The sequence below is a fragment of the Streptomyces sp. NPDC055287 genome (assembly GCF_053646035.1).
The window spans coordinates 482,985-502,846 of sequence record NZ_JBSHNE010000001.1 but is presented as its reverse complement, the minus strand read 5'-3'; the positions used below and the strand labels follow the sequence as shown (position 1 = coordinate 502,846).

General features: G+C 70.1%; 17 protein-coding genes. 10 read left to right on the top strand and 7 right to left on the bottom strand.

The features are described from left to right. Window positions 1-263 precede the first annotated feature (263 nt). On the bottom strand, window positions 264-842 hold the full coding sequence (locus ACWIHY_RS02185) for an adenylosuccinate lyase (protein WP_454373630.1): 579 nt from the start codon (window positions 840-842) through the stop codon (window positions 264-266). A gap of 332 nt (window positions 843-1,174) precedes the next feature. On the opposite strand from ACWIHY_RS02185, the gene ACWIHY_RS02180 reads away from it, so the two are divergent. The 9 genes from ACWIHY_RS02180 to pssA all read left to right on the top strand — a co-directional run bounded on the left by ACWIHY_RS02180 (window position 1,175) and on the right by pssA (window position 12,005). Further along, on the top strand, window positions 1,175-2,956 hold the full coding sequence (locus ACWIHY_RS02180) for a 3-hydroxyacyl-CoA dehydrogenase family protein (protein WP_454373629.1): 1,782 nt from the start codon (window positions 1,175-1,177) through the stop codon (window positions 2,954-2,956). A 79-nt stretch (window positions 2,957-3,035) separates the two neighbouring features. Continuing rightward, window positions 3,036-3,890 (top strand): TetR family transcriptional regulator, encoded by an 855-nt coding sequence (locus ACWIHY_RS02175; RefSeq protein WP_454373865.1) that lies wholly within the window; start codon window positions 3,036-3,038, stop codon window positions 3,888-3,890. A gap of 400 nt (window positions 3,891-4,290) precedes the next feature. Continuing rightward, window positions 4,291-5,628, top strand: coding sequence for a crotonyl-CoA carboxylase/reductase (gene ccrA, locus ACWIHY_RS02170; protein WP_454373628.1), 1,338 nt, complete (start codon window positions 4,291-4,293; stop codon window positions 5,626-5,628). Then, window positions 5,628-7,640: a protein meaA gene (locus ACWIHY_RS02165; RefSeq protein WP_454373627.1), complete on the top strand. Its 2,013-nt coding sequence runs from the start codon at window positions 5,628-5,630 to the stop codon at window positions 7,638-7,640. Before ccrA ends, ACWIHY_RS02165 begins: the two co-directional genes overlap by 1 nt. Then, a complete protein-coding gene (locus tag ACWIHY_RS02160; protein WP_454373626.1) occupies window positions 7,637-8,611 on the top strand; it encodes an HpcH/HpaI aldolase/citrate lyase family protein in 975 nt (324 codons plus the stop codon). The genes ACWIHY_RS02165 and ACWIHY_RS02160 overlap by 4 nt, the downstream gene beginning before the upstream one ends. Window positions 8,612-8,613: 2 nt before the next feature. Continuing rightward, window positions 8,614-9,126 (top strand): MaoC family dehydratase, encoded by a 513-nt coding sequence (locus ACWIHY_RS02155; protein ID WP_454373625.1) that lies wholly within the window; start codon window positions 8,614-8,616, stop codon window positions 9,124-9,126. Between the two features lie 2 nt (window positions 9,127-9,128). Then, window positions 9,129-10,334, top strand: a complete 1,206-nt coding sequence (locus ACWIHY_RS02150; RefSeq protein ID WP_069926178.1) for an acyl-CoA dehydrogenase family protein — start codon at window positions 9,129-9,131, stop codon at window positions 10,332-10,334. A gap of 170 nt (window positions 10,335-10,504) precedes the next feature. Then, window positions 10,505-11,161 (top strand): phosphatidylserine decarboxylase, encoded by a 657-nt coding sequence (locus tag ACWIHY_RS02145; protein WP_069926179.1) that lies wholly within the window; start codon window positions 10,505-10,507, stop codon window positions 11,159-11,161. A gap of 22 nt (window positions 11,162-11,183) precedes the next feature. Then, window positions 11,184-12,005 (top strand): CDP-diacylglycerol--serine O-phosphatidyltransferase, encoded by an 822-nt coding sequence (pssA, locus tag ACWIHY_RS02140; RefSeq protein ID WP_454373864.1) that lies wholly within the window; start codon window positions 11,184-11,186, stop codon window positions 12,003-12,005. Window positions 12,006-12,078: 73 nt separating this feature from the next. Here the strand turns inward: pssA and ACWIHY_RS02135 are convergent, their stop codons facing one another. From ACWIHY_RS02135 to ACWIHY_RS02115, 5 genes are read right to left on the bottom strand one after another with little or no spacing between them, the layout of a single operon-like run. After that, window positions 12,079-13,356 carry an ABC transporter substrate-binding protein gene (locus ACWIHY_RS02135; RefSeq protein WP_454373624.1) on the bottom strand — a complete coding sequence of 426 codons (1,278 nt, stop codon included), beginning with the start codon at window positions 13,354-13,356 and terminating at the stop codon, window positions 12,079-12,081. A 2-nt stretch (window positions 13,357-13,358) separates the two neighbouring features. Further along, window positions 13,359-14,429: a branched-chain amino acid ABC transporter permease gene (locus ACWIHY_RS02130; RefSeq protein WP_454373623.1), complete on the bottom strand. Its 1,071-nt coding sequence runs from the start codon at window positions 14,427-14,429 to the stop codon at window positions 13,359-13,361. Next, window positions 14,422-15,312, bottom strand: coding sequence for a branched-chain amino acid ABC transporter permease (locus ACWIHY_RS02125; RefSeq protein WP_454373621.1), 891 nt, complete (start codon window positions 15,310-15,312; stop codon window positions 14,422-14,424). Before ACWIHY_RS02125 ends, ACWIHY_RS02130 begins: the two co-directional genes overlap by 8 nt. After that, window positions 15,309-16,091, bottom strand: coding sequence for an ABC transporter ATP-binding protein (locus ACWIHY_RS02120; protein ID WP_454373620.1), 783 nt, complete (start codon window positions 16,089-16,091; stop codon window positions 15,309-15,311). Before ACWIHY_RS02120 ends, ACWIHY_RS02125 begins: the two co-directional genes overlap by 4 nt. Beyond that, entirely contained in the window at window positions 16,088-16,897 is an 810-nt protein-coding gene (locus ACWIHY_RS02115) for an ABC transporter ATP-binding protein (RefSeq protein WP_454373619.1), read from the bottom strand. The genes ACWIHY_RS02120 and ACWIHY_RS02115 overlap by 4 nt, the downstream gene beginning before the upstream one ends. A gap of 181 nt (window positions 16,898-17,078) precedes the next feature. Between ACWIHY_RS02115 and ACWIHY_RS02110 the strand changes: the two genes are divergently transcribed. Next, window positions 17,079-18,305, top strand: a complete 1,227-nt coding sequence (locus ACWIHY_RS02110; protein WP_454373618.1) for a PucR family transcriptional regulator — start codon at window positions 17,079-17,081, stop codon at window positions 18,303-18,305. A gap of 287 nt (window positions 18,306-18,592) precedes the next feature. Here the strand turns inward: ACWIHY_RS02110 and ACWIHY_RS02105 are convergent, their stop codons facing one another. Next, window positions 18,593-19,726 (bottom strand): glycerate kinase, encoded by a 1,134-nt coding sequence (locus ACWIHY_RS02105; RefSeq protein WP_454373617.1) that lies wholly within the window; start codon window positions 19,724-19,726, stop codon window positions 18,593-18,595. Window positions 19,727-19,862: the final 136 nt, after the last annotated feature.

Sequence of the window (19,862 nt, the reverse complement as noted above, 5' to 3'; positions counted from 1 at the left end):
AGCGCGACGGCGTCCTCAGGGGCTCACCTGGCCGCTCACCTACCGGCCCTTCCACGACGCGGTCCTCGAAGACAGCCCGACCGCGCCGAGGCCGCCCTGACCGGCACGGTCACCCGCCCGGCCCGCTGGAGCCCCTACGTCCGACTGCTCCGCCACCTCACGCCTGGCTAGAGTGCGGCCCCACGCCCCACGCCCCACGCCCCACGCCCCACGCCCCACGGCGCCAAGGAGCCGTTCGGCATGCGCGCCGTCACCGAGACGCGTTACGCGAGGCGGCTGAGCGCGGCGGACGCGGCGGCGCCCAGGCGCGGGTGATGCAGCGCCGCCTCCAGGACCGGCCGCGCCCGCGCGTCCCGCAGCTGCCCCAGCCCCTCGACGCAGGCGAGCGCCACCCGCCAGTGCGGGTTGGCCGGGGCCAGCAGGCCGCGCAGCGTGGTGATCAGCGCCGGCACGGTTTCCGGGGCCCGGAGCTCGGTGAGCAACCGCACCGGATGCAGCGCGTACGCGGTACGCAGTGAGTTCGTGGCGAGCGCGGCGGCCGCGCGGGCGGTTCGCGGGTCGCCGAGGCGAGCCAGCGCGTACGCGGCGCTGACGCACCGTGCCGGGTCACGGTGGTTGAGAAGCAGCACCAGCGTCTCGAAGGCCCGCCGGTCGCCCGCGCAGCCGAGGCGGAAGGCGGCCGTCTCGCGGGCCCACAACGGCCGTTCCGTCTCTGTCAGTACCCGGGCCAGTTCGTCCGGGTCCTCGGTGGCGAGCAGCCGCTCGTACACCGCCGGACCACCCGGCCCGGCCCCCGCCTCACGCCGTACCCGGTCGGCGAGCGACCGCAGCTCCTCGTCCATGCCGCAAAGCGTATGCAGCGCACAGGCGTCCTAGATCACATCCCGCCAGGTCTGGCGCGCTCGTTACTCGCCGGTTACTCTCAAGTGAGCGGGCCACCCCCCGCTGATTGATCACCTCATGGCGGCCTGGTGACGCAGCCGCCCAGAGTGTTTTGTCGGTTCGGTGTTTTTCCGCGACGTGACTCCGGGACAGAGTCCGTCGGCCCCGCAGCTCGACCTGCCGCGCACTCCGCGCACCTCCGCACGCAACTTTCCTACGCCGTGCGCCCCTTGGCGTACCCACGGCGCGGTGCGTGTGCCCCTCAGTCGTCACTCACCCCTGGAGTCCCGTGATGGACACCCCTCTCAGTACCGTCGCCGTCGTCGGCCTCGGCACCATGGGCACCGGCATCGCCGAGATCCTGGCCCGCGCCGGCCGTGAAGTCATCGGCATCGACATCAGCGAAGAGGCCGGCCGGCTGGCCGTCTCCTCCCTCGAGGCCTCCACCGCCCGCGCGGTGGAGCGCGGCCGGATCACCGACGAGGAGCGTCGCGACGCCCTCGCCCGGTTCCGTACCTTCTCCGACCTCCAGGCGGCCGCGGACGCCGATCTCGTGATCGAGGTCGTGCACGAGTCGTACGAGGCCAAGCAGCAGGTTTTCCGCGCTCTGGACTCCATCGTGCGCCCCACCACGATCCTGGCGACGGGCACGAACGCGCTGTCCGTGACCCGCCTGGCCGCCGACTCCGCGCACCCCGAGCGCGTGCTCGGCATGCACTTCTTCAACCCGGCGCCCGCGATGAAGCTGGTCGAGATCGTCTCCTCGGTGCTCACCGCCCCGCATGCCGTCGAGGCCGTCACCGCGCTCGCCCGCGACCTGGGCAAGGAGCCGGTCGCGGTCGGCGACCGGCCCGGTTTCGTCGCCGACGGACTGCTCTTCGGCTACCTCAACCAGGCCGCCGCCATGTACGAGGCCAACTACGCCTCCCGCGAGGACATCGACGCCGCCATGAAGCTGGGCTGCGGCCTCCCGATGGGCCCGCTCGCCCTGCTCGACCTGATCGGCATCGACACGGCCCGCACGGTCCTGGACGCGATGTACGCCGAGTCCCACGACCGGCTGCACGCCCCGGCCCCCATCCTGAAGCAGCTCAGCGAGGCGGGGCTGAGCGGCCGCAAGTCGGGCCGCGGCTTCTACACGTACGAGGCGGCCGGCAGCCAGACCGTGGTGCGCGACGCGCTCACCCCGCTGGAGTCCGCCGACCCCACCCCCGGCCGCCCGGTGCGGTCGGTCGGTGTCGCCGGGTCCGGGACCATGGCGTCCGGCATCGCGGAGGTCTTCGCGAAGGCCGGTTACGACGTGGTGCTCGCGGCCCGGAGCCAGGAGAAGGCGGAGAAGGCGAAGGCCCGTATCGCCAAGTCCCTCGCCCGCTCCGTCGACAAGGGCCGGATGACGGCCGAGGCGCGCGACGAGACGCTGGGCCGGGTCACTCCGGCCGGCTCGCTCGACGCGTTCTCCGACGTCGACCTGGCGGTCGAGGCGGTCGCGGAGGACCTGGAGGTCAAGCAGCAGCTCTTCGCGACGCTCGACAAGGTCTGCAAGCCGGGCGCGGTGCTCGCCACGACCACGTCCTCGCTGCCCGTCGTCGCCTGCGCCCGCGCGACCTCGCGCCCGCAGGACGTCATCGGCATGCACTTCTTCAACCCGGCGCCCGCGATGAAGCTGGTCGAGGTCGTCCGTACCGTCCTCACCTCGGACGCGGTCCACACGACCGTCCGTGAGGTGTGCGCGAAGATTCGCAAGCACCCCGTGGACTGCGGCGACCGGGCCGGCTTCATCGTGAACGCGCTGCTCTTCCCGTACCTGAACAACGCGGTCAAGATGGTCGAGCAGCACTACGCGACGCTGAACGACATCGACGCCGCGATGAAGCTGGGCGGCGGCTACCCGATGGGCCCCTTCGAGCTCCTCGACGTGGTCGGCCTGGACGTCTCCCTCGCCATCCAGAAGGTTCTGCACAGCGAGTTCCGCGACCCGGGCCTGGCCCCGGCCCCGTTGCTCGAGCACCTGGTGGCCGCGGGGTGTCTCGGCCGCAAGACGGGGCGCGGCTTCCGGGAGTATGCCGGGCGCTGAGCAGGAGGGTGTGACCGGATGGGGCGGGCTGCTGGAGCCGGACGGCAGCCCGCACCCACAGGCGCGCTCTCCTGCGCAGATGCAGTACGTTCGGGGCATGTCCCAGCCCGCTGACTCCCCCCGACGTCCGTCCCGTACGAGTTCCGCGTCCGACGCCCCCGAAAGCGCCGCGGGCAGCCGGGCGGCCGCCCAGCGGCTCAAGATGCGCCGTGAACTGTCGGCCGCGGCGATGGAGCTGTTCGCGACGAAGGGGTACGAGGCGACGACGGTCGACGAGATCGCCGCCGCGGGCGGGGTCGCGCGCCGGACCTTCTTCCGGCACTTCCGTTCCAAGGAAGAGGCGATCTTCCCGGACCACGACGACACCCTCGTGCGCGCGGAGGCGGTGCTCAACGCCGCGTCGCCGCACGAGCATCCGCTGGACACGGTCTGCCGGGGCATCAAGGAAGTCATGCGGATGTACGCGGCCTCCCCCGCGGTCTCCGTGGCCCGCTACAAGCTCACCCGCGAGGTGCCCACGCTCCGGGAGGCGGAGATCGCCTCGGTGGCCCGGTACGAGCGGCTGTTCACGCGCTATCTGCTGGGCCACTTCGACGAGCACGACCACCACGACGACAACGACGATCCGCTGCTGGCGGAGGTGGCCGCCTCGGCCGTCGTCACCGCGCACAACCACGTACTGCGCCGCTGGCTGCGGGCGGGCGGCCAGGGCGACGTGGAGGCGCAGCTGGACCACGCCTTCTCGATCGTCCGCGACACCTTCGGTACCGGGATAGGAGCGGGCCGCTCCCAGGACCGCCGGAAGCCGGCAGCCGGGGCCACATCCGCCGCCTCGGCCTCCGTGAGCGGCGACGTGCTGGTGACGGTGGCCCGCACCGACGCGCCTCTGGACGAGGTCATGCGCACCATCGAGCGAGCACTGAAGCAGACCTGACCCGGCCGCGTTCCCGCCTGCCTCCGACGCCGTTCGTCCCCCGGATTTCCGGGAGGCGAGCGGCGTCTTTGCGTGCTCTGATGAAGGGCAATCGATCGATCATCGCTCATACGTGACGGCGAGGTGACAAGTGAGAGAAATTGTTGGCACTCAGTGTCTTGTCACGTGGCACGGGGTGTCATACGTTGATGGTGTCCGGGCGGCCGGCGTGCAGTGATCTTTCGTACGCCGGCTGTCCCCGCAAACCCACGTGTTTGTGCGCCCGGGCGCCTGCGTCACAGGCAACCTCCCGCGCTACCCGCGCTGCCGAAAACCCGCACCACCGCCGAACCGACGGCACACCTCCACCAGCAGCACCCCGACGTTCCCCCTCAAAAACGCGCTTCGCCGGAGGCCCCCCGTGAAGGAAATCCTGGACGCGATCCAGTCGCAGGACAGTACGGCCGCAGACATCGCCGCCCTGTCCATCCCCGAGTCGTACCGCGCGGTGACCGTGCACAAGGACGAGGCCGAGATGTTCGCCGGCGTCGCCAGCCGCGACAAGGACCCCCGCAAGTCCCTCCACGTCGAGGACGTGCCGGTGCCCGAGCTCGGCCCGGGCGAGGCCCTGGTGGCGGTCATGGCCAGCTCGGTCAACTACAACTCCGTGTGGACCTCGATCTTCGAGCCCGTCTCGACCTTCGGCTTCCTGGAGCGGTACGGCAAGCTCAGCGACCTGAGCAAGCGCCACGACCTCCCGTACCACGTCATCGGTTCCGACCTCGCGGGCGTCGTCCTGCGCACCGGCCCCGGCGTGAACGCCTGGAAGCCCGGCGACGAGGTCGTCGCGCACTGCCTGTCCGTCGAGCTGGAGTCCTCGGACGGCCACAACGACACGATGCTCGACCCCGAGCAGCGCATCTGGGGCTTCGAGACGAACTTCGGCGGTCTCGCCGAGATCGCCCTCGTCAAGTCCAACCAGCTGATGCCCAAGCCCGACCACCTCAGCTGGGAGGAGGCGGCGGCCCCCGGCCTGGTCAACTCGACGGCGTACCGCCAGCTCGTCTCCCGCAACGGCGCCGGCATGAAGCAGGGCGACAACGTGCTGATCTGGGGCGCGAGCGGCGGACTCGGTTCGTACGCCACCCAGTTCGCGCTGGCCGGTGGCGCCAACCCCATCTGTGTCGTCTCCAGCGACCAGAAGGCGGACATCTGCCGCGCGATGGGCGCCGAGGCGATCATCGACCGCAGCGCCGAGGGCTACAAGTTCTGGAAGGACGAGCACAACCAGGACCCGCGCGAGTGGAAGCGCTTCGGCAAGCGCATCCGTGAGCTGACCGGCGGCGAGGACGTCGACATCGTCTTCGAGCACCCCGGCCGCGAGACCTTCGGCGCGAGCGTGTACGTGACGCGCAAGGGCGGGACGATCGTCACCTGCGCATCGACCTCCGGCTACAACCACGAGTACGACAACCGCTACCTGTGGATGTCGCTGAAGCGGATCGTCGGCTCGCACTTCGCCAACTACCGCGAGGCGTGGGAGGCGAACCGCCTGGTCGCCAAGGGCAAGATCCACCCGACGCTGTCGAAGGTGTACTCGCTGGAGGACACCGGCCAGGCCGCGTACGACGTCCACCGCAACCTGCACCAGGGCAAGGTCGGCGTGCTGGCGCTGGCACCGCGCGAGGGCCTCGGCGTCCGCAACCACGAGCTGCGCGAGCAGCACATCGACGCGATCAACCGCTTCCGGAACATCTGATGAGTGAGCGTCGGAAGGACCGGCCCTGGCTCATGCGGACGTACGCCGGTCACTCGACCGCCGAGGCGTCCAACGAGCTGTACCGCAACAACCTCGCCAAGGGCCAGACCGGCCTGTCGGTCGCGTTCGACCTTCCGACGCAGACCGGCTACGACCCCGACCACATCCTTGCCCGCGGCGAGGTGGGCCGGGTCGGGGTCCCGGTGTCGCATCTCGGTGACATGCGGCGGCTGTTCCAGGACATCCCCCTGGAGCAGATGAACACCTCGATGACCATCAACGCCACCGCCATGTGGCTGCTGGCGATGTACCAGGTGGTCGCGGAGGAGCAGGGCGCCGACGTCACCAAGCTCCAGGGGACGACGCAGAACGACATCGTCAAGGAGTACCTGTCGCGCGGGACGCACGTCTTCCCGCCGGTGCCCAGCCTGCGCCTGACGACGGACATGATCACCTACACGGTGAACCACATCCCCAAGTGGAACCCGATCAACATCTGCAGCTACCACCTCCAGGAAGCCGGCGCCACGCCGGTCCAGGAGATCGCGTACGCGATGAGCACGGCCATCGCCGTCCTCGACGCCGTACGGGACAGCGGTCAGGTGCCGGCGGAGAAGTTCGGGGACGTCGTCGCCCGTATCTCCTTCTTCGTCAACGCGGGCGTCCGCTTCGTCGAGGAGATGTGCAAGATGCGCGCCTTCGGCCGCATCTGGGACAAGGTGACCCGCGAGCGCTACGGCATCGAGAACGACAAGCAGCGCCGCTTCCGCTACGGCGTGCAGGTCAACTCGCTGGGCCTCACCGAGGCGCAGCCGGAGAACAACGTCCAGCGCATCGTCCTCGAAATGCTGGCCGTCACCCTCTCCAAGGACGCCCGCGCCCGCGCCGTGCAGCTGCCCGCCTGGAACGAGGCGCTGGGCCTGCCCCGGCCCTGGGACCAGCAGTGGTCGCTGCGCATCCAGCAGGTGCTCGCCCTGGAGAGCGACCTGCTGGAGTACGAGGACATCTTCGCGGGGTCGCACGTCATCGAGGCCAAGGTGGAGGCGCTGGTCGCCGAGTCCTTCGCGGAGATGGACCGCATCGCGGAGATGGGCGGCGCGATGGCCGCCGTCGAGTCCGGCTACCTCAAGTCGCAGCTGGTCTCCTCGCACGCCGAGCGCCGCGCCCGCATCGAGTCGGGCGAGGAGAAGATCGTCGGCGTCAACTGCTACGAGTCGACCGCCCCCAGCCCGCTCACAGCGGACCTGGACGGCGCGATCATGACGGTCGACCCGGCCAACGAGGCCCGCGTCGTCGCCAAGCTCCACGAGTGGCGCGACAACCGCGACGAGACCCGCGCCTCCGAGGCCCTGGCGGCCCTCAAGAAGGCCGCCGCGGGCACCGAGAACCTGATGGCCGCCACCGTCGAGTGCGCCCGCGCGGGCGTCACCACCGGCGAATGGTCCTGGGCGCTGCGGGACGTCTTCGGCGAGTTCCGCGCGCCGACGGGTGTGAGCAGCGCCCCGGTCGCGGTCACGGCCGAGGCGGGCACCCCGCTCGCGTACGTACGGGAGAAGGTCGCCCGTACGGCCGAGGATCTCGGCTCGGGACGGCTGCGCCTGCTGGTCGGCAAGCCCGGCCTGGACGGGCACTCGAACGGCGCCGAGCAGATCGCCGTACGCGCGCGCGACGCGGGCTTCGAGGTGGTCTACCAGGGCATCAGGCTGACGCCGGAGCAGATCGTGAGCGCCGCCCTCGCCGAGGACGTGCACTGCGTGGGCCTGTCCATCCTGTCCGGCTCGCACGCCGAACTGGTACCGGACGTGCTGGTACGGCTTCGGGAGGCCGGTGCCGCCGACATCCCGGTGATCGCGGGCGGGATCATTCCCCCGGCGGACGCCGAGGATCTGCGGGCTGCCGGAGTGGCCGCAGTTTTCACCCCTAAGGACTTCGGTATCACGGAGATCATCGGCCGTATCGTCGACGAGATCCGGAAAGCGAACAAGCTCGACCCTCTGGAGGTCCCCGCATGACCACGCCCACGCCTGCCGTCAACCGGCTGCGCCCGCGCCGCTCCTGTCTCGCCGTTCCCGGCTCGAACCCGCGCTTCCTGGAGAAGGCCCAGGGCCTGCCGGCCGACCAGGTCTTCCTGGACCTGGAGGACGCGTGCGCGCCGCTCGCCAAGGAGGGCGCCCGGCACACCATCGTCGACGCGCTGAACAACGGTGACTGGACGGGCAAGACCCGGGTCGTGCGGGTCAACGACTGGACGACGCACTGGACGTACCGCGATGTCATCACGGTCGTCGAGGGCGCGGGCCCGAACCTCGACTGCATCATGCTGCCGAAGGTGCAGGACGCCCAGCAGGTCGTCGCGCTCGACCTCCTGCTCACCCAGATCGAGAAGACGATGGGCTTCGAGGTCGGCAAGATCGGCATAGAGGCGCAGATCGAGAACGCGAAGGGCCTGGTGAACGTCGACGAGATCGCGGCCGCCTCGCCGCGACTTGAGACGATCATCTTCGGCCCGGCCGACTTCATGGCGTCGATCAACATGAAGACGCTGGTCGTCGGCATGCAGCCGCCCGGCTACGGCGCCGACGCGTACCACTACATCCTGATGCGCATCCTGATGGCCGCCCGTACGCACGACCTCCAGGCGATCGACGGCCCCTTCCTCCAGATCCGCGACGTGGACGCGTACCGCGAGGTCGCGGGCCGTGCGGCGGCACTGGGCTTCGACGGCAAGTGGGTGCTGCACCCCGGCCAGGTCGACGCCGCCAACGAGGTCTTCTCGCCCTCGCAGGAGGACTACGACCACGCGGAGATGATTCTCGACGCCTACGAGTGGTGCACGTCCGAGGCGGGCGGCAAGAAGGGCTCCGCGATGCTCGGCGACGAGATGATCGACGAGGCCAGCCGCAAGATGGCGCTCGTCATCTCCGGCAAGGGACGCGCGGCCGGCATGCAGCGCACCTCCAAGTTCGAAGCCCCGGAGGCCTGATCATGCAGTTCGGACGCACTTACGAGGAGTTCGAGGTCGGCGCGGTCTACAAGCACTGGCCAGGAAAGACGGTCACGGAGTACGACGACCACCTCTTCTGCCTGCTGACCATGAACCACCACCCGCTGCACATGGACAGCAACTACGCCGAGAAGACGACCGACTTCGGCAAGAACGTCGTCGTCGGCAACTACATCTACTCGCTGCTGCTCGGCATGTCGGTCCCCGACGTCTCCGGAAAGGCCATCGCGAACCTGGAGGTCGAGTCGCTCAAGCACATCGCGCCGACCTTCCACGGCGACACGATCTACGGCGAGACGACCGTCCTCGACAAGACGCCGTCGAAGTCCAAGAGCGACCGCGGCATCGTCTACGTCGAGACGAAGGGCTACAAGCAGGACGGCACCGTAGTCTGCGTGTTCCGGCGCAAGGTGATGGTCCCGACCGAGACGTACATCAAGGAGCGCGGCGGCGAGCAGCCCGGCCGCCCGGAGCCGAAGACGCAGGGGAAGTAATCATGGCCCGTCTCGCCCAGACCGCCGGTCTGACCGACATCCAGCAGGAAATCCTGGCCACTGTCAGGAACTTCGTCGACAAGGAGATCATCCCTGTCGCGACCGAGCTGGAGCACCGTGACGAGTACCCGACGGAGATCGTCGAGGGACTCAAGGAGCTCGGCCTGTTCGGGCTGATGATCCCCGAGGAGTACGGGGGCCTGGGTGAGTCCCTTCTCACGTACGCGCTGTGTGTCGAAGAGATAGCTCGTGGCTGGATGAGCGTCTCCGGGATCATCAACACGCACTTCATCGTGGCGTACATGCTCAAGCAGCACGGCACGCAGGAGCAGAAGGACACGTTCCTGCCGCGCATGGCGCTGGGCGAGGTCCGTGGCGCGTTCTCGATGTCGGAGCCGGCGCTCGGTTCCGACGTGTCGGCGATCACGTCCAAGGGCGTGAAGGACGGCGACGAGTACGTTCTCAACGGCCAGAAGATGTGGCTGACGAACGGCGGCTCGTCCACGCTCGTCGCCGTCCTGTGCCGCAGTGACGAGGGTCTCCCGGAGGGCACGGCCCCGCACAAGCAGATGACGACCTTCCTGGTGGAGAAGGAGCCCGGCTTCGGCGAGGTGCGTCCGGGCCTGACCATCCCCGGGAAGATCGACAAGATGGGCTACAAGGGCGTCGACACCACCGAACTGATCATGGACGGACTGCGCATTCCGGCCAATCGTGTACTCGGTGGGACAACCGGCCGAGGGTTTTACCAAATGATGGACGGCGTCGAGGTCGGCCGCGTCAATGTGGCCGCGCGTGGTTGTGGTGTGGCGCAGCGTGCATTCGAACTCGGCGTCTCGTATGCCCAGCAACGTCACACTTTCGGAAAGCCGATCGCCCAGCATCAGGCCATTCAGTTCAAGCTGGCCGACATGGCTACCAAGGTCGAGGCCGCCCATGCGATGATGGTGAATGCAGCACGCAAAAAGGACTCCGGGGAACGAAACGACCTAGAGGCAGGGATGGCGAAGTACCTCGCCTCCGAATACTGCAAGGAAGTCGTCGAGGACGCCTTCCGTATCCATGGCGGCTACGGGTTCTCGAAGGAGTACGAGATCGAGCGTCTCTACCGTGAGGCGCCGATGCTGCTCATCGGTGAAGGTACCGCCGAGATCCAGAAAATGATCATTGGTCGGCGACTCCTCGAAGAGTACCGGTTCCAGGGCTGATTACCCCTTTCGTGGGGAAATGACCGCGAAAAAGATCACACCCTGTCATCGTCTTCAGGCCGTCGACTCGGCTTCTGGCTTGCCCAGTTGCGGCCCGCAACCGCTACCATCGCCGGAAAGCCGCCGTCCCCCTGTTGCCAGCGCGGCATCATCCGCTACGAAGGTCATCCATGCCCCACAGCCAAACCTCTGCACCACGCGACGGCCTCCTCAAGGGACGCCTTGCTCGCGGAGCATCGCCGTGGCTTCTGCCGACCGTCGCCACCGCGGCGATCAGCCTTGCCCGGGCCCGCAAGTCCGGCCGCTGGGCTGCCGTCGCCGTGCCCACCACCGCGCTCGCGGCGGGCATGCTGTGGTTCTTCCGCGACCCAGAGCGCGAGATCACTCAGGGCCGGGTCATCTCCCCGGCCGACGGAGTGGTGCAGAGCATCATGCCGTGGAAGGACGGACGTACCCGCGTCGCGATCTTCATGAGCCCGCTGAACGTACACGTCAACCGTGCCCCGCTCGCGGGCACGGTGACGTCGGTCGAGCACATCCCCGGCGGGTTCGTTCCGGCGTTCAACAAGGAGAGCGAGAACAACGAGCGCGTTGTCTGGCACTTCGACACCGAGCTCGGTGACATCGAGATGATCCAGATCGCCGGTGCCGTCGCGCGCCGCATCGTGCCGTACGTCCCCCAGGGCACGAAGGTCGAGCAGGGCGAGCGCATCGGTCTGATCCGCTTCGGCTCGCGCGTCGACATCTACCTCCCGGAGGGTGTCGAGGTCGATGTCGAGGTCGGTCAGGTCACCACCGCGGGGGTGACTCGAATTGACCGTGACTGATCCGGAGACTCAGGCCGGCTGGGTGCCGGAGGCGGAGGACGAGAACACCGACGCCGAGGACATGCCGCTCTCTCTGCGGCTGTCAATAGCGGACACCCTCACTCTCGGTAACGCGACGTGCGGGTTCATGGCGGTGTACTTCACCACCACCGGAATCCTCATTCCGCACCTCCAGGGCAGCCAGGAGACCGGCATGGCGCGGCACAGCGCCGCGACCGCCGTGATCCTGATGCTCCTGGCGGCCATCTTCGACCTCTGCGACGGGCTCGTGGCGCGCAAGCTCCGCAGCTCGCCGATGGGCGCGGAGCTGGACAACCTCTCCGACCTGATCAGCTTCGGGCTCGCCCCGGCCTACTTCGTACTCGTGTACGGAATGGTCGCGGACGACGCCCACCAGCGGGTTTCCGCCCTGGCGGCGATCGTGGTGCTGCTGGCGGTGGTCCTGCGACTCGCCAGATTCTCCTGCGTGACGCTGAAGGACGGCATGTTCCAGGGCATGCCGAGCCCCTTCGGCGCGCTGACGGTCGTCTCGATCGTGCTGCTCGAGCTCCCCTTCATCCCCACGCTGCTCGCCATCATCGGCGTCGCGTGGCTGATGGTGAGCCGCGTCGAGTACCCGAAGCCGCGGGGTGTCCTCGCGGTGGCCATGCTCGGCTGGATCGTGGGCGCGATGGGGCTGCTGGCGGCCTGGGCGTTCGACGCCCCGGGCGGACAGGTACTCCTCGCGACCGGCTGCGCGCTCCAGGTGGTCCTGGGCGCGGTCATCCCGCTCTTCGCGACGGCGCGGCGGGTGAACACCTTCCGCGACAACCGGCGCGTGGCACGCGCGGCTCAGCTGCCGTAGGCATCTTCGTACGTACGACCGAGGGCCCCGGGGACAACCCCGGGGCCCTCGGTCGTTTCGTGCGTCCGGGGCGTCAGCCGCCCACGGTGAAGCTCTTGGCGGCCTCCGACACCTCGGCCTCGCGGACCACCTTCATACCGCCGGTCGCCTTCTTGTCCGGCTTCAGGATGACCGTCTGACGCGAGGAGGGCGCCTTCGGGTCGGTGAAGTCATGGGTGGTGCCGAAGCCCGAGTCGTACGCGTTGATCGTCAGCAGGGCCTTGTCGACACCCTCCCGCGTGAGGTCCTTGGCCGTACACGCCTTCTTCAGCGCCTCACCGAAGACCGAGGCCGCCGTCCAGCCGGCCACCACACCGTTGTCGAGCGCGTCCGACGGGTACGCCGCCTTGTAGTCGGCGACGAGCTTCTCGGCGGCGGGGCTGTCCGTACCGATGGGGTCGGTGGGTGAGGCCACGTAGTAGCTCTTCATCAGGGCGGGACCGGCCTGGGTGGCGAGCAGCTGCGGCGAGAACGCCGAGTTGTTGCCGATGATCGGTACCTGGAGCTTGACCGCTGCCGCGACGCCCACGAACGAGGCCGCCTGACGCGGTCCGGCGCTGATCACGACCGCCTTGACGTCGGCCTTCTTGAGCGCTGCGACCTGGGCCGTCATGTCGTTGTCGGTCGGCTTGATCTTCTGCTCGACGACGGTGAGCCCGGCCTTACCGGCCGCGTACTCGGCCCCGGCCAGGGCGTTCTCGCCGTAGTCGCCCTCGAAGTAGACGTGACCGATCTTGTCGCCCTTCTTGACGCCCTTGTCCTTCGTCAGGAAGTCGATGGCGTTGATGGTCTCGACGTCGTACGTGTTGCCTATGACCCGGATGTACGGGCTGCCCAGCAGCGAGGCGGACCAGGCCTGCGGGATGACGAGGCCCTTGTCCTGCCCGTCGATGCGCTGCTTGACCGCGCCGACGAAGGGCGAGCCGATGAACTGGGCGAAGCCGAGGACCTGCGGCGACAGCTCGGTGTAGCCGGAGACGGCCTTCTGCGGGTCGTAGCCGTGGTCGCGCACCACGAGTTCGATCTCGCGGCCGCAGATGCCGCCGTCGGCGTTGGTCTGCTTCGCGTAGAGCTGCTGGGCCTGGGTGACGCTCTTGCCGAGTGAGGCGTAGACGCCGGTCATGTCGGTCAGCACACCGAGCTTGATCGTCTTGTCGGTGACGCCCTGCCCGGACTTGACCCCGCCGGCGTCCGGCTTGTCGCCGTCCTTGCCGCCGTCCTTCGCCTTCGAGCTGCACCCGGCCGCGGTCAGGGCGAGCAGAGCCGCGAGCGTGGCGGCGGTGGTCCTGTTGACCTGCTTGCGCGTGGTCATGGTCACTCCTCTGAGGTTGTCGGCTTGCGCCGGAAAGCGGGCCGCACGAGGCCGCCCGGCAGGAAGAGCACCACCGCGACAACGGCGGCGCCGTAGAGGTACCGCGACGCCTCGCCCGGCGCGACCCCGCCCGTACCGGGGGCGGAGACCAGGGGCAGGGCGTCGCTGTACCGGGTGAGGAGCTGGGGCAGCAGGGAGACGAAAACGGCCCCCACCACCGCTCCCGCGACCGAGCCGAGACCGCCGATGACGATCATGGCCAGGTATTCGAGGGAAAGGATCATGCCGAAGTACTCCGGCACGGTCCGCTGGAAGACGAGCGCGAGCAGCACTCCCGCCAGGCCCGCGTACATGGAGGAAAGAACGAACACCCCCGCCCGGTAGCGCGCCACGGGCACCCCCATGACCCCCGCGGCGATGCGGTGGTCGCGGATGGCGTTCATGGCCCGGCCGGGGCGCCCGCGCAGCACACCTCGGGCGAAGAGCGCGCAGCCGGCCAGGGCGAGCAGGGCGACGTACCAGAGCTTCTCGGCGGAACCGAAGGGCACGGCGGCCACCAGGAGCTCGGACTCGTCGAAGGTGAGGCCGAAGAGGCTGAGCGGGGGCACGTCGCGGCCGTTGAAGCCGCCGGTCAGGTCGTGCGCGTTGAAGAGGACGTGCTGGCCGATGAAGATCAGCGCGAGGGTGGCGATGCCGAGGTACGCGCCCTGGAGGCGTCCGGCGATGGGGCTGAAGAGGCCGCCCGCGACTCCGGCGAGCGCCACGGCGAGGACCGCCGCGAGCCAGCTGGGGAGGTTCAGGCCGCTGAGGGTTCCGGTGGAGTCGCCGGCGAAGACGCAGTAGCCGTACGCGCCGACCGCCAGGAAGAAGGCGTGGCCCATGGAGAGCTGGCCGGTGGCGCCGGTGAGGAGGTTGAGGCCGATGGCGCCGATGGCGGCCGCCATCGCGAAGAGGCCGGCCTGGAGCCAGAACCGGTCGAGGTAGAAGGGCAGCGCGAGGAGCAGGACCGCTCCGGCGGTCCACAGCGGGACGGTGCGCGGCAGGCGGCGTGGTCTCTTGGCCGGTTCAGACACGGGCCAGCTCCTTCGTGCCGAAGAGTCCGGCCGGACGGACCAGCAGGACGGCGACCATCACCAGGTACGGGGCCAGGTCGCCGATCCCGCGCCCGAGGAACGTCAGATCGCTCTGGTAGCCGGTGGCCAGTGATTCGGTGATGCCGACGAGGAACCCTCCGACGAGGGCGCCGGTGGTGGAGTCGAGGCCGCCGAGGATCGCGGCGGGGAACGCCTTCATCGCGGCCAGTGATGTGGAGCGCTCCAGACCCGGCGTCGGGAAGACCGTCAGGAACAGCGCGGCGACTGCGGCGAGTCCGCCTGCCACCGCCCAGGCGCCGAGGGAGACCCTGCCGAGGCGTACGCCCATCAGTGCGGCGGTCTCGGAGTTCTCGGCGGCGGCCCGCATCGCCACGCCCCAGGAGGTGAAGCGGAAGGCGAGCAGGAAGACCGTGATGAGCAGGCCGGCGGCGACGAACGCAGCGATCCGGGTGTGTGCCACGGTCACCCCGCCGAAGGTGAGCACCGCGTCGCCCCAGGGGTCGCCCAGGGCGAGCACATCGGTGCCGATGCGCCGCGTCAGCTCGGTGGTGAGGAGGATGTCGACACCGATGGTGACGATGGCCAGGACGCTGTGGTTGGAGCCCCGGTAGCGGCGCATCACGAGGAACTCGACCCCGGCGCCGACCACGGCGGCCCCACCGATGCCGGCGAGCAGGGCGGGCCAGAAGCCGATGTCGTCGTGCAGTACGGCGGTGACGTAGCCGCCGGCGAGGAGCAGCGAGGCGTGGGCGAAGTTGACGACCTCGGTGGCGCGGAAGATCACCACGAAGCCGAGGGCGATCAGGGCGTAGACGGAACCGATCGAGATCCCGTTGAGGAGCAGCTCGGCGAAGGTGGTCATGAGGTGGCCTCCTCTCCCAGGTAGGCGCGGACGACGGCGGGGTCGGACTGGACGGAGGCGGGCGTTCCGTCGGCGATCAGCCGTCCGAAGTCGAGGACGGTCACGGTGTCGGCGAGGCGCATCACCACCCCCATGTCGTGCTCGACGAGCACGATGGAGATGCCGAGGCTGTCCCGTACGCCGGCGACGATGGCGGCGGTGTCCCGGCGTTCACCGGCGGTCATGCCGGCGACCGGCTCGTCGAGGAGCAGCAGCTTGGGCTCCATGCACAGGGCGCGGGCCAGCTCGGCGAGTTTCTGCTGTCCGTACGGCAGGGTGCCTGCGGGGCGGGCGAGTTGATCCTCGAGTCCCACGAACGCGGCGATCTCCCGCACGCGTTCGCGGTGCCTCGCCTCCTCCCGTACGGCGGACGGCAGTTTCAGCCCGGCGGCGACGAAGCCGGTGCGGGTGAGCCGGTGGCGGCCGAGCATCAGGCTGTCCTCGACGGTGGCGCCGGGCGGCAGGGCGAGGTTCTGGAAGGTCCGGGCGATGCCCAGGTCCGCGATGCGGTGGGGCGGCAGGCCGGTCAGCTCCTGACCGCCGAAGCGGACGCTTCCGGAGGTGGCCCGGTAGACGCCCGAAAGGACGTTGAAACAGGTGGACTTGCCCGCGCCGTTGGGTCCGATCACGGCGTGCACGGTCGCGGGCCGTACGGTGAAACCGACCGCGTCCAGTGCGGTCAGACCCGCGAACCGTACGGTCAGGTCCCGCACCTCCAGGGCCGGCGCTTCGGTGGTCATCTCCCCTCCCAGACGCTGAGGGTGCGGTGGGCCGCCACGGCCCCGGAGGCGTCGGCGGCGGCTTCCTCGTCGACGACGCCCAGGTAACGGCGGCGTACCTCGTCGGAGGCGGCGAGCTCTTCGGCGGGACCCGACAGCACGACCTCTCCCACGTCGAGGACGTACGCGTGGGAGGCGAGGCGCAGTGCGATGGCCGCGTTCTGCTCGACGAGCAGTACGGCTGTGCCCTGCGCGTTGATCTCACTGATCGTCTCGGCGATCCGCTGCGCCATCAGCGGGGCGAGCCCGAGTGAGGGCTCGTCCAGCAGCAGCAGTTTCGGTCCGGCCATCAAAGCCCTGGCGACGGCGAGCATCTGCTGCTCGCCGCCGGAGAGCAGCCCCGCGCGCTGCCCGGCGCGTTCGGACAGGACCGGGAACAGCTCGTGGACGCGGCGCAGAGCGGTGGCCTGGGCGGCGCGGTTGCCGGTGGAACCGAGAGCGCCGGCTCGCAGGTTGTCGGCGACCGTCATCCGGGCGAACACCTGACGTCCTTCCGGCACTTGGCACAGCCCGGCGGCCACCACCCGGTCGGGTGTCAGGCCCGTCAGCGGCAGGCCGCCGAAGGCGACAGTGCCCCCGGTGACCGCTCCGCCGTGAAACGACAGCGTGCGGGAGATGGCGCGCAGGAGCGTGGACTTGCCCGCTCCGTTGCTGCCCAGTACGGCGACCACGGCCCCTTCGGGCAGCGTGAGCGACACATGTCGCAGCGCCCTCACGGGTCCGTATCCCGCCGACAGATCCCGTATTTCCAATGCGGCGCCAGCCATGGCACCCCTTCCTCGGGCCGTTCGGTGGCGCTCACCTCAGCACCGGCGCGGCCCGCGCGTCCACGGGTGGCGACAGAACCGCTGCCGGTGACCAGCCGCACCGAAGGCCGGTTGTGCACGTGCACAACACTGCCTGTCAGGGGGGTGCCGGACGGGCCCCGCTCGTGACACGCTCCGGCGCATGAGTGGCCGCAGAGCACGTACGGGGCACGACTGGGCGGTGCTGACCGAGGCATGTACGGCACTGCTCGACCGGCTGCCGGAACTGGTGGACCAGCACTTGCACGAGCTGCACGCGCACTCGCCGCTGTATGCCCGGGTCCTGTCGCAGGACCAGCACTGGCAGGAGACCGAGCGGGCCATGCGGATCGGAATCGAGGCGATCTCTGCGCCGAAGTCGCAGCCTCGCCGCGACCTCGAGTACGCGGAGTGGACGGGCCGGCGCCGGGCTCAGCAGGGCTTCCCGCTGGAGCTGCTGGTGCACTCCTACCGGCAGGCCGGCTACCTGATCTGGGACGCGCTGCTGGAGGGCGCGCCGGGTGCGGAGGGTACGGAGGGTACGGAGGGCGGCGATCCGGAGAGGCTCGCGGTGCTGATGCGGGCGGCTACGACGGTGTTCGCGGCGGTGGACGCGGAGACGGCGACGGCGTCGGAGGCGTACCGCGCGACGGAGGCCGAGCTGCGCCACCGTACAGACGAACGGCTCCAGGCGCTTCTCGACGCCCTGCTGGAGGGCGAGGACTCGCCGGCTCTCGCGGCCCGCGCGGCGGCGGGTCTCGATCTGCCGGAGCAGGGGCGGTACGCGGTGGTGGTGCTGCGGCTGGAGCGGCGGGACGGGCGCGAGCCCTTTCACCGGCGGATCCAGGGCTCCGGGATGCGGTTCATCTGGCGGATGCGTACGGACTGCGAAGTGGGGGTCGTCTCGCTGGGCGAGGAGACGACGCCGGCCGACCTGTCGGAGCTGCTCGCCGCGCGCTGTCCGGGGCCCGGCGGGATCAGTCCGGTGGTGGACGGCCTGGCCGGGCTGGGCCGGGCCCGGCGGCTGGCGGACCTGGCCCTGCGGACCTGCGCGCCGGACGCGACCGGGATCGTACGGCTCGACGAGCGGATGCCGACGGCGCTGGTGGTCAGCCAGCCGGAGCTGGCCGAGCGGCTGGTCGCGGACGTGTTCGGAAACCTGATGGGGCTGGACCCGGCGGACCGGGTGGTGCTGCTGGAGACGCTGGACGCGTGGCTTTCGTGCGAGGGGTCGGCGGGGCGTACCGCCGGGCGGCTGTACTGCCATCGGAACACGGTGTTCAACCGGCTGCGTCGGCTTGAGCAGTTGACGTCGCGTTCGCTGTCGCGGCCGCGGGATCTGATCGAGATGACACTGGCTCTGGACGCGTTCCGGCTGTCCGGGGCGTGAGGTGGCGGCGGGCGGGGACTTCCTCTGCCCGCCCCTTCCCGAAAGCGGGACTCCGCCCCCCCGGCCCGCGTCCTCGAACGCCGGACGGGCTGAGAGTGCCCTGCGGGGGCGGGTGACGCGGCCCGGTGCCGGGCCGCGTCACGGGAACGATCCCGTCCGGCGATGCACGCCCCGTCCGACGATTGAGGGCAGGGCCCGCAGGGCGTGGCGGGGGCGCGGGGCCTGCCCCCGGGTACGGAAGGGGCGGGTAGGGGAGCAGCCCCCGCGGGTCACCCGCCCCCGTGCCGTCAGGTCAGGAAGTCGCGGGCGATGTTCTCCGCCACTCGTTCCAGCAGCGGTCCCGCCTCCGCCATCGAGCGGGCCGGGTCCGGCTCCAGGTCTGCCAGGGCGTACGCGCGGCGGATGCCTGCCGCGCCGAGAACCTCCGGGCGGAGAGCGAGGCGGCCGCAGACGGCGATCACCTCGACGTTCTTCGCGCGCGCCGCCGCCGCCACCCCCGCCGGCGCCTTCCCGTGCAGGGTCTGCGCGTCGAGCGAGCCCTCACCGGTGATGACCAGGGTGGCCCGGGACAGTGCTGCTGCGAAGCCGAGGACGTCGAGCATGACCTCGATCCCGGGGCGGAAGCTCGCGCCGAGTGCGATCAGCGCGCCGTACCCGATGCCGCCCGCCGCGCCCGCGCCGGGCGAGTCCGCGTGCTTCGGCCCGAGTACGGACGCGTAGTGCGCCAGGGCCGCGTCGAGCGTGGCCACGTCCTCCTCGGTGGCGCCCTTCTGGGGGCCGTACACCGCCGCCGCGCCCTTGGGGCCCGTCAGCGGGTTGTCGACGTCACTGGCGAGGACCAGGTCCACCTCGGCGAGACGCGGGTCCAGGCCGGACAGGTCGGCCGTGGCCAGATCGCTCAGCGCACCGCCACCGGGACCGACCGGCTCGCCCGCCGCGTCCAGGAAGCGCGCCCCGAGCGCGGCCAGCATGCCCGCGCCGCCGTCGGTGGTGGCGCTGCCGCCGACGCCGAAGACGATCGTGCGGGCGCCCGCGTCGAGTGCGGCGCGCAGCAGTTCGCCGGAGCCGTACGTCGTCGCGGTGAGCGGCGCGAACACGCCCTCGGGGAGGTGCTGGAGGCCCGATGCCTCCGCCATTTCGACCACGGCGGTGCCGTCGCGCAGCGCGAACGCCGCTGTGACCTGCTCGCCGAGCGGTCCGGTGACCCGTACCTCCCGGCGCTCGAATCCGGCCGCCACCGCCGCGGCCACCGTGCCGTCGCCGCCGTCGGCGACCGGCAGTGCCTCGACGCTTACGTCGGGGACGACCCGCCGCAGCCCGGCCGTCACCCGCTCCGCGACCTGCACGGCCGTGAGCGAGCCCTTGAACTTGTCCGCCGCGACGAGCACGCGGGCGGTCTCAGTTACTGCTCCGTCCGTCACCTTGCTATCCCTTGCTTTCGAACAGGCAGTCGCGCCGACCCGACCATATCCGCAGGAAGGCCCCCCTGCCCATGGGCGTCCAGCGTGGCCCGGCGTCCCGAACGGCGTGCCAACCCGATGTGTCATCTTTTGACAC